The sequence below is a fragment of the Mycolicibacterium celeriflavum genome (assembly GCF_010731795.1).
Taxonomy (GTDB): Bacteria; Actinomycetota; Actinomycetes; order Mycobacteriales; family Mycobacteriaceae; genus Mycobacterium; species Mycobacterium celeriflavum.
In genome coordinates this window covers 4,646,404-4,659,584 of record NZ_AP022591.1, presented here as the reverse complement: position 1 = coordinate 4,659,584, position 13,181 = coordinate 4,646,404, and the positions used below count along the sequence as shown (strand labels likewise).

Below are 13,181 nucleotides of genomic sequence, written 5' to 3'. Positions count from 1 at the left end.
AGTCGGATCAGACAAAGGGGTGTGTGATGGACCCGCGGACCACCGGTCTCGGCCTGGGCCAGCTGCTGCTGGCGCTGGACCGCACCATGGTGACGCTGATCGATGCCCCGCGCGGCCTGGACATGCCGGTCGGATCGGTCGCCCTCGTCGACACCGACGACGTCCGGTTGGGATTGGCCGTCGGTCCGGGTTCGGCGGACATGTTCTTTCTGCTCGGCGTCTCCGATGCCGATGCGGTGCGCTGGCTCGAGCGGCAGTTCACCGGCGCCGGCCGGGTGCCCGCGGCGGTCTTCGTCAAGGAACCATCCGACACTATTGTCGAACGGGCGGTCGCGATGGGCGCCGCGGTGGTGGCCGTCGAGCCGCGGGCCCGTTGGGAGTCGTTGTACCGCTTGGTGAACCACGCCTTCGACCACCACGGCGATCGCGGCGACCCACTCCATGACCCGGGCGCCGACCTGTTCGGTCTCGCCCAGTCCATCGCCGACCGGACGCGCGGAATGATCAGCATCGAGGACGAGGACTCCCACGTGCTCGCCTATTCCGCATCCAACGACGAGGCCGACGAACTGCGCCGGTTGACCATCCTCGGCCGCGCCGGCCCGCCCGAACACCTTGCCTGGATCGGGCAGTGGGGCATCTTCGACGCCTTGCGTTCGAGCGCCGATGTCGTGCACGTCGCCGAGCGACCCGAGTTGGGGTTGCGACCGCGGCTGGCGATCGGTGTCCACGTGCCCGACGCGATTGCACCGCGAGGGTCGCGGTTCGCGGGAACCATCTGGCTGCAACAGGGTTCCGCGCCGCTGGCCGACGACGTCGACGACGTGCTGCGTGGCGGCGCGGTGCTGGCGGCCCGCATCATGTCCAGGCTGTCAGCCTCTCCGGCCACGCACACCAGACAGGTGCGAGAGCTGCTCGGGCTCTCCGGCGACGATGTCGATGTCGCCACGCTCGCCCGGGAACTGGGCATCGCGACCGACGGCCGCGCCGCACTCGTCGGCTTCACCGACCCCGGGTGTCCGGCGCCGCCAGACGTCATCGCGCTGAGCGCCGGCGCCTTTCGTGCCGACGCACAAATCGCGTCAGACAGCGGCCGGGTCTACGTGCTGCTGCCCCAGACCGGCGCGCCGTCGTCGGTGATGTCCTGGGCGCGCGGTGTCGTGTCGACCCTGGACCGCGAACTCGGCCGCTCACTGCGGGCGGTCGTGGCCGCTCCGCTCGCGGGTTTGGCGGCCGCCGCGAACGCCCGCGCCGAGGTGGACCGCGTGCTCGACAGCGCTGCGCGTCACCCCGGTGCGATCGGGCGCGTCACGTCGCTCGCCGACGCGCGTACCACCGTGCTTCTCGACGAGATCGTGGCTCAAGTGGCCGCGCAGCCGCGGCTGGTCGACCCGCGGGTACGTCAACTGCGCGAGCAGGATCGGGTGCTCGCCGACACGCTCGGGGCGTATCTCGACGGGTTCGGCGACATCGCCGCCGTCGCCGCCCACTTGCATGTGCATCCGAACACGGTGCGCTACCGAGTCCGTCGCATCGAGAAGCTGTTGTCGACCTCGTTGGCCGATCCCGACGACCGCCTGGTGCTCGCGCTCGGGTTGCGCGCGACCGAAGCCTAAGCGGTAAGTCGCTGCGCCGCTGCGGAAATCCGTTCATCAGTCGCCGTCAGCGCCACGCGCACGTGCTTGGCGCCACGGGGGCCGTAGAACTCGCCGGGCGCGACCAGGATGCCGCGCTGCGCCAGCCATGCGACAGTCTCCCGGCACGGCTCGCCGCGGGTCGCCCACAGATACAGCCCCGCCTCGGAGTCGTCGAGGGTCAGCCCGGCGGCACGTAGGGCGGGCAGCAGGACGTCGCGCCGCCGCGCATAGCGACCACGCTGTTCGCGCTCGTGCTCGTCGTCGTCGAGCGCGGCGACCATCGCGGCTTGTACCGGCGTCGGCACCATCATGCCCGCGTGTTTGCGGACGGCCAGCAGTTCGGCGACGACGTTCGGGTCGCCGGCGACGAAACCGGCCCGGTAGCCCGCCAGCGACGACGTCTTGGACAACGAATGAACGGCGAGCAGTCCGGTGTGGTCCCCGCCGCAGATCGACGGGTGCAGGACCGACAAGGGTTGCGCGTCCCAGCCCAGTCCGAGGTAGCACTCGTCGGAGGCGATCAGGACGCCCCGTTCGCGCGCCCAGCCGACGACCTTGCGCAAGTGGTCGGCACCGAGCACCTTGCCGGTCGGATTGCTCGGCGAGTTGAGGTACACCAGCGCGGGCGTTTGCGGGCCGAGTTGGGTCAGCGAGTCGGCACGCAGGAGCTGTGCGCCGGCCAACCGCGCGCCGACTTCGTAAGTCGGATACGCGAGTTCGGGCGCCACCACCGTGTCGTCGGGACCGAGGCCCAACAACGTCGGCAACCAGGCGATGAGCTCCTTGGTGCCGATCACCGGCAGCACCGCGCCATCGGCGAGCCCCGACACGCCGTAGCGCCGCGCCAGCGCATCGACCGCCGCCGTCCGCAACGCGGGGGTACCTGCGGTGGTCGGGTAGCCGGGCGAGGAACCGGCCGCGGCGAGCGCCTGCCGGATGACCGGTGCCACCTCGTCCACGGGCGTGCCGACCGACAGGTCGACAATGCCGTCGGGGTGCGAGCGGGCCAGCGCGGTGACGTCGGCCAGGGTGTCCCATGGGAAAACCGGCAGCGACGCCGAGACGCGCCTACGAAGCCCGGCGCGAGCCGTTATCAGTCCTCACCTTGCGGCGGCAGGCTCTTGACCGCCTCCGGATCGTTGTCGGTCTGCCCCACCTTGGAGGCGCCGCCGGGCGAGCCGAGCTCGGCGAAGAAGTCGGCGTTGATCTGGGTGTACTGGCTCCACTGGTCCGGCACATCGTCTTCGTAGTAGATGGCCTCGACCGGGCACACCGGCTCGCATGCGCCGCAGTCGACGCACTCGTCCGGATGGATGTAGAGCATGCGGGCGCCCTCGTAGATGCAGTCGACAGGGCATTCCTCGATACACGCCTTGTCCTTCACATCGACACAAGGTTCGGCAATCGTGTACGTCACGAAGGTCTCCTCGATCTCCTGTCCAGTGGGCTGCTGGTCTGGGCGGGCCCGCCGAAAGTCGGTGCAAGTGCTCCGCAAGTATCCCAGCGGTTACTTGGACGCTCGTCTCAGTGTGCCCTAACTTCACGCGCAACCCGATTTAGGGTTGCGCGTGGTTACTGATACTAGACGTTGCACATACAACCGCCCAACAGACACCCCGGATTTGCGCGGATCTGCTGGTCGACTGCTCAGCATCGCCCCTTGTCGCCCCCGACCTTGCTATACCTGCGTGATGGAACGCTGTGCACCCCCCGCCGACAGGACGGCCGTCCTTCATGTCCGCCAACTGACCGCCGACGAACTCGACGCCGTGCGCGCCGCGAAAAGGTTCTTCAAGGAGAGCGCGTGGGATGAGTGGCGAACCACCCAGCCCCTGCGGTTCGAGGGGCCCAACGAGCGATTCGAGGTCCCCGCCGACTTTCCGACCGACCTGGTGTCGGTGCCCGGCGTGGTGGCCTGGTTCATCCCTCGCGCCGGCCGCTATGCGCGTGCTGCCGTGCTTCACGACTATCTGTGGCGCTTCGCCGAGCGCACCGGTTGCGATCGACGGGCGGCAGACCACCGCTTCCGCCTGCAGATGCAACGCGATGGCGTGAGCCTGCTGCGGCGCTGGATCATCTGGGCCACCGTCCGGTTGTCCGCGATCCTGCAGGGCAAGGGCGGTGCGGGGTGGTGGAAGGACCTGCCCGGCGCGACGCTTCTGGTGCTGCTCGTCGCCGCGCCGATCGTCGCCTTGCCCGCGGCCGCGATCCTGGTTTCGACGGTGGTGTTCTGGCTTCTCGAATCGGCCGTCGCGGTGGTGGTGCCCGACGAGACCCCACCGCCGCTGCCGTTGAAGACCTGACGCGCCTGGCGCTCAGGCGGCCAGCGGCGCGTAGGTCGTAGAGCGCTGGCGGGCCGGGCGGCCGATGCCCTCGGCGATCGCGACGAGGTCCTCGACCGTCTTGTAGGAGCCGAACTCCGAGCCGGCCATCCGCGAGATCGTCTCCTCCATCAGCGTGCCGCCGAGGTCGTTGGCACCGCCGTTGAGCATCACCTGTGTGCGCTCCACGCCTAGCTTGACCCAGCTGGTCTGGATGTTGGCGATCCTGCCGTGCAACATGATTCGCGCGAGCGCATGCACCGCGCGGTTGTCGCGGTGCGTGGGGCCCGGCCTGGCGCCCCCGGCCAGGTACAGCGGCGAGCTCTGGTGCACGAAGGGCAGCGGCACGAATTCGGTGAACCCGCCTGTGCGGTCCTGGATTTCGCGGAGCACCCGTAGGTGGCCGACCCAGTGCCGCGGCTGGTCGACGTGGCCGTACATCATCGTCGAACTGGACCGCAGCCCAAGCTGGTGCGCGGTGGTCACGACCTCGATCCACATCGATGTCGGCAGCTTGCCCTTGGTCAGCACCCAGCGCACCTCGTCGTCGAGGATCTCGGCGGCGGTGCCGGGAATACTGCCCAACCCCGCCTCCCGCAAGGCGATCAGCCATTCTCGAATGGACAGCCCGCTGCGGGTGACGCCGTTGGCGATCTCCATCGGCGAGAACGCGTGCACATGCATCGACGGCACCCGCTTCTTGACCGCCCGCACCAGGTCGGCGTAGCCGGTGACCGGAAGCTCGGGATCGATGCCACCCTGCATACACACTTCGGTCGCGCCGGCGACGTGCGCTTCCCAGGCGCGGTCGGCGACCTCGTCGACCGACAGCGAGTAGGCGTCGGCGTCGCCTTTGCGCTGCGCGAAAGCGCAGAACCGGCAGCCCGTGTAGCAGATGTTGGTGAAGTTGATGTTGCGGTTGACGACGAACGTGACGTCGTCGCCGACGGTGTCGCGGCGCAGCGAATCTGCCAGCGCGGCAACGGCATCCAGTGCGGGGCCGTCGGCACACGCCAACGCCAGATACTCGTCGTCGGACAGGCCGGCCGGGTCGCGCTCGGCCGAGCGCAGCGCCGCCAGCACATCGGTGTCGATACGTTCGGGCGCACGCGCGGCCAGTTCGGAGACCTTCTCGCGGATCGACTCCCAGTCGCCGAACGCGCTGTCGAGGTCGCTGCGGGTGTCGGTGAGCCGGCCCGTCGCGTCAATCGCAGAGTGAAGATCAGTGCGCCCCAACGACTCCGACGCCTCGTCGGGCTCCTGCCATGGTCGGCCCGCCGGCTTGACGTCCAGCGCGAACCCGGACTCGGGGTCGGCCAGCGCGTCGACGTGGCCGCGCACCCGCGGATCGATCCACGCCGCGCCCGCCTGCACGTACTGCGGTTGCGCCGTCAACCGCTGAACCAGGTCATATCCCGCCTCGCCGGTCACGGTCGCCAACTCGTCCAACGCCGGCCACGGCCGCTCCGGATTGACGTGGTCAGGAGTCAACGGCGAGACGCCGCCCCAGTCGTCGACGCCGGCGCCGATCAGGGCCAGACATTCGGTGCGTGACACCAGGTTCGGCGGCGCCTGGATGCGCATCTTGGGCCCTATCACCAGCCGGGTGACCGCCACCGTCGCCAGGAAGTCCTCGAACGCCGCGTCGGGGGTCGACGCCATCGCGGTGTGATCCTTGGCGCGGAAGTTCTGCACGATCACTTCCTGCACGTGCCCGAACTCCTTGTGCGACCGCCGAATCGCGTGGATGGTCTCGGCGCGCTCGTGAAGCGTCTCGCCGATTCCGACCAGCAGGCCGGTGGTGAAAGGGATCGACAGCCGACCCGCGTCGGCCAGCGTCCGCAGCCGTACCTCGGGGTCCTTGTCGGGGCTGCCGTAGTGCGCGAGCCCCTTCGTCTCGAACAATCGTCGCGACGTGGTCTCGAGCATCATGCCCATCGACGGCGCGACCGGCTTGAGCCGCGACAACTCCGACCAACTCATCACACCGGGGTTCAGGTGCGGCAGCAGGCCGGTCTCCTCGAGCACGCGGATCGCCATCGCGCGCACGTAGTCCAGCGTCGAGTCGTAGCCGCGCTCGTCGAGCCATCGGCGGGCTTCGTCCCATCGCGCTTCGGGGCGGTCGCCGAGCGTGAACAACGCTTCCTTGCAACCGAGTTCGGCGCCGCGACGCGCCACGTCGAGAATCTCGTCGGGCTCCATGTACAAGCCCATGCCCTGCGCGCGGAGCCGGCCCGGGACGGTGACGAAAGTGCAGTAGTGGCAGGTGTCGCGGCACAGATGCGTGACGGGGATGAACACCTTGCGCGAGTAGCTGACCGGCAGCCGCCCGGTCGGTCCGCGCCGTCCTGCGGCCTCGAGACCCGCGTCGCGCACCCGCGAAGCGCTGGCGCACAGGTCGGTGAGGTCGTCACCGCGCGCGGTCATCGCGATCGCGGCTTCGTCGACATTGAGCGCGACCCCGTCACGGGCGCGTCGCAGCACCCGCCGCACAGCGGCAGGACTGGGTTGATCGGACGTCGGTGGGGTCACCGGGTCGGGCAGATCGGCGCCGCGCTGAGGGTTCAGGGCCACTCCCCTGTAACCCCGGCGTCGATGAGAATCATCCGCGCGTCTCACATTCTGAAACAACATGCGACAGCCATACACCCGACATACGGGTCACCCTAGTCCCCAAACGATCGGGTCGGTGCTCGCATGTGCGGGCTCGGTTGTCAGTTCGATTTTCGCAGGCGTAAGTTGGTTGCCGAGTCGGGGTTCGGGAAGCGTGAAGGAGCGGTTTGACCTGAGGACTCTGACTCGAGCGTGTCTGTCCGCGGGTGTTGCTGCGGTGACGGCGACGGCGTTGACCGTCGTCCCGTCGGCGGCCGCGGCACCATCGTCCCCATCACCGGTGGCGTCGACACGCGTCGCCACACCACCGTTGCGGTTGACCGCCGCGGCGCGGCCGTTGGCGGTGACCGAACTGCCGGACCTGCTCGGCGACTGGCTGCAGCGCGTGGTCGTGCCGGCACGCGCCGCCGCGCCGTCGCCCCCCGCCGCCGAACCGGTCGTCGGGGCCACCTCGCTCGGCAATGCCGTCGTCAACGCCTGGAATGCGGTTCTGCCCTGGATCGACTACGGCGTCGAACTCGCCGATTATGTGCTGGGCTTCATCCCGTTCGGCTCCCTGATCGGCGATCAGATCGACATCGTCTACTTCAGCTTGGTTCGGCCCGTCGCCAACAGCTTCGTGGTGGACCTGGTCGGTCCGGTTCTCAATGAGCCGCTCAACCCCGCAAGCTATGTCAACGGCCTGTTGACCCTCGGCTCGGTCACCGTGACCTCACTGATCAACCTCGGCATCAACGAGTTCAACTACTTCTTCGGCTGGCTCGTTCCGCCCATTCCGCCCCTACCCCCGCGGCTGCCGCTGGTCGCCGAGACCACAGAAGACGAGTTCACCATGGCCGCATCGATCGAGTCGGCAGAAACGACGGTCACCGACAACGTCGACGCCAAACTTCTGGGCGAGCCGCCTGCATCCGAGGACACCTTGCGGCCGGACGACGAAATCGTCACCGGCGCAGAAGACGCATCAACCGCGAAAGACGACGAGACCGCGAAAGACGACGAGACCGACGAGACTGCAGACTCCGGGCCGACCACGTCCACGTCGGGAACCGTTACCGCCCAGGGCGAAGTGCGCGATAGCGGCGCGCCGAAAACTGGACAGACAACCGATGAGGAAACCGAAGAAGAGTCGAAAGAGGTGACGGATGAGGCCGAGGACGTCACCCCGGCCGACCCCGATGCCGACGTGACGACGCCGGCTTCGCCAACAGATGATGACGCCGCGAGCACCGACACAACGACGGGGAAAAACGACACGGGCGACACGAGCGACGCCGGCGACGCCAGCACCGACTAGCGCGTCAGGAATTCACGTGCCGCCACAGCACCGCGGCCGGCGGCAGGGTACCGAGCACGATCAGTAGCAGCGCCGCGTACTCCATGATCCCGGTCCCGCCGAACACGATGTCGTCTCCCGGCCCGGGCAGTGTCATCAAGGCCACCGCGAGCAGCCATGTCCACAGCGGCAGCGTCGCCACCCGCGGCGAAGACGTCCAGTGCAGCGCGGCCCACACCAAAGCGGCGTTGAGAAGGCCGGCGATCAGCGCGCTGACGGGAAACGGGACGGAGCCGATGCGCAACGGAAGGAAGAAGGCCGCCGCGACCGCGCAGAGCGCCCCGTCGACGGCCAGCAGCGTTAGCACGGCCACGCGTCGACGGTCCGCGGCGGGAGTAGTCGAGCTCAGGTCGGGATGCTGTCCAGCACTCCGGTCAGCGAGCCGATCACCCACTGAAGGCTGTCGAACCGGTCCTGCCAGTGCTGCAGGTTGGGATCGAGGTCCTGATCCATGTGCTGTCCCTTCGTGGCGCCGCCGACTGTCCGGAGCTTACTCCCCGCGACAGCGCTATTGAAGGTTCAGCCCGGCGAGCAGGTCGGTTTCCCAGCTGCGGCCGTCGCGCTCGCCGGCCGTGCCCGCCGCCAGGATGTAGTGCTCCACCGCGCCGATCGGTAACGCGATGTTGTTGGACAGTGCGAAGGACCGACCGTCCGGGGCGACGCTGATCTGCGTGGCGTGGGCCCGCATCGCCGCGACCTTGGCGCTCAACTGCTCGGGGACGTCTATCACCGCGTCGATCGCGTCGTCGGGATAGCCGAACGGCACCTCGTCGACCGTCACCCGGGTCCACTCCGGCGGGGGGTCGCCGATTCCCGCGAGCCCCTCGGCGATCGCGGTCTTCGACATCACCGCCCAGTAGACCTTCGGCACGGTCCAAGGGTCACCCGCAAGGTCGGCTGCGCCGGCGGCCCTGACCGCGGCCATCGTCACCTCATGACTGTGGAGGTGGTCGGGGTGGCCGTAGCCGCCCTGCGGGTCATAGGTGACGACAACGTGGGGACGCAATTCACGGATGACCGCCACCAGCGCGCCGACCGCCTCGCCGGGGTCGGCGTCGATGAACCGCTGATGGTGGCGCAGCGGCGTGCCCGCCATCCCGGAGTCGCGCCAGCGTCCGGCCCCACCGAGGAACTCCGGTTCGTCGATCCCCAACGCGCCCAGGGCCGCGGTCAGCTCGCCGATGCGGTATCCGCCGAGTTGGTCGGCGGCGTCCACGGCCAGACCCGCCCACCGCTGCCCGATCACCTCGCCCTCCTCGCCCAGCGTGCACGTGACGACGCGCACCTGCGCGCCGCGGGCGACGTAGTGGGCGATCGTGGCGCCCGTCGTCAGCGTCTCGTCGTCGGGATGGGCGTGCACGAACAACAGCCGCCCGGTGCCGCAGTCAATCGTGTTGAGTTCCATTCGCACCAGCTTGCCTGGGCCGCGTACGCCGCGCTGCAGGTGCTACTGCTTGGTCTTCACCCATTGACCCGCGTCGCCGACGATGCCGACCGGCACGGCGCCCGACAGGCTGACGTTCTGAACGCTCGGGCCGGCCGCCACGATCGTGGTGTCCTGCAGGATCGGCAGCACGGTCGCCATGTTCCACAGCCGCGGTTCGACCGCGGTGATCACGTCTGCGATGTTCGCCGAGCCGTCGAGCGCGGCGTCGATCTTCGGCTGGATGCTGCGGTCGCAGATGCCGGTGATGTTGCTCGGAGCTTGGACGAGCTCGCCCGGTTCGGGCGCCGGACTCGGCGTCGTGGCCGTCGGCGTGGGCCGCGGCGCGGTCGGTGAGGTGGCGGTCGGCGTCTTCGGCGCCGTCGCACCGGGTTGCACCGTCGCGACCGGCGTCGCCTCCAGCGCCCGGCAGCCGTAACGCGACGCGAGCGCGGTCGCGAGGTCTCCGCCCGCGTGCCGCCAGCCGACCACCGCGTCGACCCGGTTGTTGGTCAGGGCGTCGCCGTAGAGCACGACAGGGTCCAGCGCCGACACCGATGCCGTGATGCCGACGTTGCGCAGTTGGTCTGCGGCCGTGTTGGCGACGGCGATCGAAGTCGGGTCGTTGGCCGCCACCCCAATCACCAACGACAGCGGCACGCCGTCTTTCGCGATCCGCCCGCGGTCACCGTCCGGCGGCGGGGCACCCGGAGTGGGTGGAGCGGTGGTCACGACCGGCTCCAGCTCATAACCGGCGTCGGCGAGCAACCCGAGCGCGTCTTCTTTGGCCATCGCCCGGGGGGCGGTGGGCACGTAGCCCGGATCCGACGGCGATCGAACCTGTGCCTGCGCCAAGGTCACCGTGTTGTCGTCACCGGCGCCCACAGAGGCGAGCAGGTCGACGTCGAGCAGACCCAGAATCGCCTTGCGCACTTGGGAATCCGCCAACGCGGGCTGCTGTGCCCGCAGGGTCAACTGCATCACGCGCGGCGTGACGATCCGCGCGGTGCGCACGTCGGGGATCGCGGACAGTTGAGCGAATGTGGCTGCTCCGCCGTGCACTTGGGCGACCTGCGTGTCGCCGTTGCGGATCGAGTCGGCAAGCGCAGCGGAGTCGCCGCCGCGACGCAGCAGGATGAGGTCGGGCTTCGCGGGTGGGCCCCAGTACCTGTCGTTGCGGGCCAGCAGGATCTCGTCGCGCTGCGGGTCGATGTTCTCCACCCTGAACTGCCCGCCGGTGACGGGCAGGGTTCGCGCCAGCCCCGCGGCGAAGCCGCCGGGCACGTCCTTGACGATGTGGGCGGGCAGGATGTCGTTGAACAGCTCGCGCCACGCCGGATACGGCTGCGAGAACGTCACGACCGCGGTCTTGCCGCCCTCCACCGACTGCACGCCGGTGATCAAGTCGTACCCCGCAGGGTCGACGACGCCGGGCTGGCTGACCATCTGCTGCCACAGGTACCAGTAGTCGTCGGCGCCGATCGGCGCGTTGTCGGTCCACGATGCCTCGGGCCGGATCTTGTAGGTGACCGTGAACGGGTCCTCGCTCGTCACCTCCGCCGACTCCAACAGCGTGGGGTCCATCTCCCACCGCGACCCGGTCGGGGTCTTCGCATCGGGAATCGGTCGGAACGAACTGGGCAGCACCAGCGCGCTGACCGCCGCGTTGACCGGCGACTGGTCGGACAGCAGGTGCGGATTGAAGCCGGGGCCGATCCAGTCGATCGCCATGATGATCTGCGTCGCCTTCAGCGGAGGAGGCGCCACCGTCTCCGTGGTGTCGGTGCTCTGCGGTGCAGGCGGGGGGCTGACGGTGCAGGCGGCTACCAGGGTCACCATCGCCGATAGCGCAGCGATGGCGCGTAGGGGTCCCGACACGGTGTTCAGGGTATCGGGCAGCGCCGGAGCCGCTCGGCCGGCGACATTCAACCTCAGCCCCGGGCTTTGGCGCGCGCCTTGGCGCGTGCACGCAGGCTCGCGTTCAGCTCCACCTTGCGGACGCGAACGACCTCCGGGGTGACCTCCACGCACTCGTCCTCGGCGCAGAACTCCATCGCTTGTTCGAGGGTCAGTTCCAGCGGACGGGCCAGCGTCTCGATGACGTCGGCCGTCGAACTGCGCATGTTGGTCAGCTTCTTCTCCCGGGTGACGTTGACGTCGAGATCCTCGGCGCGCGGATTGATGCCGACGACCTGACCCTCATAGGTGTCCTGCCCGGGTTCGACGAAGAACTGGCCGCGGTCGGCAAGCTGGATCATCGCGAACGGTGTGATGCTGCCGCTGCGGTCCGACACCAGCGACCCGCTGTGCCGGGCCCGGATCTCCCCCGCCCACGGCCGGTAGCCGTCGAACACCGCGTTGGCGATGCCGGTGCCGCGTGTCAGCGTCAGGAAGTCGGTGCGAAAACCGATCAGCCCGCGGCTGGGCACGATGAAGTCCATCCGAACCCACCCCGCGGCGTGGTTGGCCATGTCCTCCATGCGGCCCTTGCGCGCGGCCATCAGTTGGGTGATGGCGCCGACGAACTCCTCGGGGCAGTCGATGGTCATCGCCTCGAAGGGTTCGTGCAGCTTGCCGTCAATGGTGCGGGTGACCACCTGCGGCTTGCCGACGGTCAGCTCGAAGCCCTCGCGGCGCATCTGCTCGACGAGGACGGCCAGCGCCAACTCGCCGCGGCCCTGCACCTCCCAGGCGTCCGGCCGGCCGATGTCGACGACCTTGATCGACACGTTGCCGACCAGTTCCTGGTCGAGCCGGTTGCGCACCATCCGCGCGGTGAGCTTGTGGCCCGAAACTTTGCCCGCCAGTGGTGAGGTGTTGGTGCCGATGGTGACCGAGATCGCCGGTTCGTCGACCGTGATGCGCGGCAGCGCATGCGCATGCTCGGGGTCGGCGAGGGTGTCGCCGATCATGATCTCGGGAAGACCGGCCACCGCGACAATGTCTCCGGCTGTCGCCACCTCGGTGGCATTGCGCTCGACGCCGATGGTCGCCAGCAGTTCGGTGATCTTGGCATTGGTGATGACGGGCACGCCGTCCACCTCGCGCATCCAGGCCACCTGCTGACCCTTGCGCAGTTTGCCGTTGTAGATGCGGATCAGCGCCAGGCGTCCCAGGAACGCCGACGCGTCGAGGTTGGTGACCAGCGCCTGCAGCGGGGCTTCCGGGTCGCCGCTGGGCGGCGGGATGTGCTCCATGAGGACGTCGAACAGCGGATCGAGGTTGGCGCCATCGGGATTCTCGCCGTTGGCCGGTTGGGTGGTGCTGGCGATGCCGGCTCGACCCGACGCGTAGAGCGTCGGCAACCCGAGTGCCTCCTCGGCGGCCTTCTGCGCGTCCTCATCCAGGTCGGAGGCGACGTCGAGCAGCAGGTCGTGGCTGTCGGAGACCACCTCGGCGATCCGCGCGTCCGGTCGGTCGGTCTTGTTGACCACGAGGATGACCGGCAAGTGGGCGGCCAGGGCCTTGCGCAGCACGAACCGGGTCTGCGGCAGCGGGCCCTCGGACGCGTCGACCAGCAGCAGCACGCCGTCGACCATCGACAGGCCACGCTCGACCTCACCGCCGAAATCCGCGTGCCCGGGCGTGTCGATGACGTTGATGATCGTCACGCTGCCGTCGGCGTGGTGACGATGGACCGCGGTGTTCTTGGCCAGGATCGTGATGCCCTTTTCCCGCTCGAGGTCACCGGAGTCCATGATGCGTTCGGTGGCGTCGTCACCACGGTGGGTCAGGGCGCCGGACTGGCGCAGCATCGCGTCGACCAGGGTCGTCTTCCCATGGTCGACGTGTGCCACGATGGCGACGTTTCTGAAGTCAGGCTCCGAATTCACTTCGGAATCATCCCAGTG

Annotated in this window: 10 protein-coding genes; 3 read left to right on the top strand and 7 right to left on the bottom strand. The window is 68.8% G+C overall.

Annotated elements, in window-relative coordinates; translation table 11 throughout:
• Nucleotides 1-26: 26 nt before the first annotated feature.
• A complete protein-coding gene (locus G6N18_RS22410; RefSeq protein ID WP_083001800.1) occupies nucleotides 27-1,616 on the top strand; it encodes a PucR family transcriptional regulator in 1,590 nt (529 codons plus the stop codon).
• Here G6N18_RS22410 and dapC read toward each other — a convergent pair.
• Together dapC and fdxA are read right to left on the bottom strand one after the other, a co-directional pair.
• Nucleotides 1,613-2,731: a succinyldiaminopimelate transaminase gene (gene dapC, locus G6N18_RS22405; protein WP_220096950.1), complete on the bottom strand. Its 1,119-nt coding sequence runs from the start codon at nucleotides 2,729-2,731 to the stop codon at nucleotides 1,613-1,615. The genes G6N18_RS22410 and dapC overlap by 4 nt on opposite strands.
• Nucleotides 2,731-3,054 (bottom strand): ferredoxin, encoded by a 324-nt coding sequence (fdxA, locus tag G6N18_RS22400; RefSeq protein ID WP_067221701.1) that lies wholly within the window; start codon nucleotides 3,052-3,054, stop codon nucleotides 2,731-2,733. The genes dapC and fdxA overlap by 1 nt, the downstream gene beginning before the upstream one ends.
• A 274-nt stretch (nucleotides 3,055-3,328) precedes the next feature.
• On the opposite strand from fdxA, the gene G6N18_RS22395 reads away from it, so the two are divergent.
• A complete protein-coding gene (locus G6N18_RS22395) occupies nucleotides 3,329-3,940 on the top strand; it encodes a DUF1353 domain-containing protein (protein WP_083001796.1) in 612 nt (203 codons plus the stop codon).
• 12 nt (nucleotides 3,941-3,952) lie between these two features.
• Here the strand turns inward: G6N18_RS22395 and G6N18_RS22390 are convergent, their stop codons facing one another.
• Nucleotides 3,953-6,532 (bottom strand): bifunctional FO biosynthesis protein CofGH, encoded by a 2,580-nt coding sequence (locus G6N18_RS22390; protein ID WP_083001793.1) that lies wholly within the window; start codon nucleotides 6,530-6,532, stop codon nucleotides 3,953-3,955.
• A 256-nt stretch (nucleotides 6,533-6,788) separates the two neighbouring features.
• On the opposite strand from G6N18_RS22390, the gene G6N18_RS22385 reads away from it, so the two are divergent.
• On the top strand, nucleotides 6,789-7,868 hold the full coding sequence (locus G6N18_RS22385) for a hypothetical protein (RefSeq protein WP_083001791.1): 1,080 nt from the start codon (nucleotides 6,789-6,791) through the stop codon (nucleotides 7,866-7,868).
• A gap of 4 nt (nucleotides 7,869-7,872) precedes the next feature.
• Here G6N18_RS22385 and G6N18_RS22380 read toward each other — a convergent pair whose 3' ends face one another.
• The 4 genes from G6N18_RS22380 to typA all read right to left on the bottom strand — a co-directional run bounded on the left by G6N18_RS22380 (nucleotide 7,873) and on the right by typA (nucleotide 13,163).
• Entirely contained in the window at nucleotides 7,873-8,301 is a 429-nt protein-coding gene (locus G6N18_RS22380) for a hypothetical protein (RefSeq protein ID WP_407663535.1), read from the bottom strand.
• Between the two features lie 114 nt (nucleotides 8,302-8,415).
• Nucleotides 8,416-9,312, bottom strand: a complete 897-nt coding sequence (gene mshB, locus G6N18_RS22375) for an N-acetyl-1-D-myo-inositol-2-amino-2-deoxy-alpha-D-glucopyranoside deacetylase (protein ID WP_083001788.1) — start codon at nucleotides 9,310-9,312, stop codon at nucleotides 8,416-8,418.
• Nucleotides 9,313-9,354: 42 nt separating this feature from the next.
• Nucleotides 9,355-11,169 (bottom strand): ABC transporter family substrate-binding protein, encoded by a 1,815-nt coding sequence (locus tag G6N18_RS22370; RefSeq protein ID WP_083001785.1) that lies wholly within the window; start codon nucleotides 11,167-11,169, stop codon nucleotides 9,355-9,357.
• A 92-nt stretch (nucleotides 11,170-11,261) separates the two neighbouring features.
• Nucleotides 11,262-13,163, bottom strand: a complete 1,902-nt coding sequence (typA, locus tag G6N18_RS22365; protein ID WP_083001783.1) for a translational GTPase TypA — start codon at nucleotides 13,161-13,163, stop codon at nucleotides 11,262-11,264.
• Nucleotides 13,164-13,181: the final 18 nt, after the last annotated feature.

Excerpts from the sequence above, each read along its gene's own strand:
- G6N18_RS22410 (WP_083001800.1), top strand. The coding sequence starts at position 27 with ATGGACCCGCGGACCACCGGTCTCGGCCTGGGCCAGCTGCTGCTGGCG.
- G6N18_RS22395 (WP_083001796.1), top strand. The coding sequence starts at position 3,329 with ATGGAACGCTGTGCACCCCCCGCCGACAGGACGGCCGTCCTTCATGTC.
- mshB (WP_083001788.1), bottom strand. The coding sequence starts at position 9,312 with ATGGAACTCAACACGATTGACTGCGGCACCGGGCGGCTGTTGTTCGTG.
- G6N18_RS22370 (WP_083001785.1), bottom strand. The coding sequence starts at position 11,169 with ATGGTGACCCTGGTAGCCGCCTGCACCGTCAGCCCCCCGCCTGCACCG.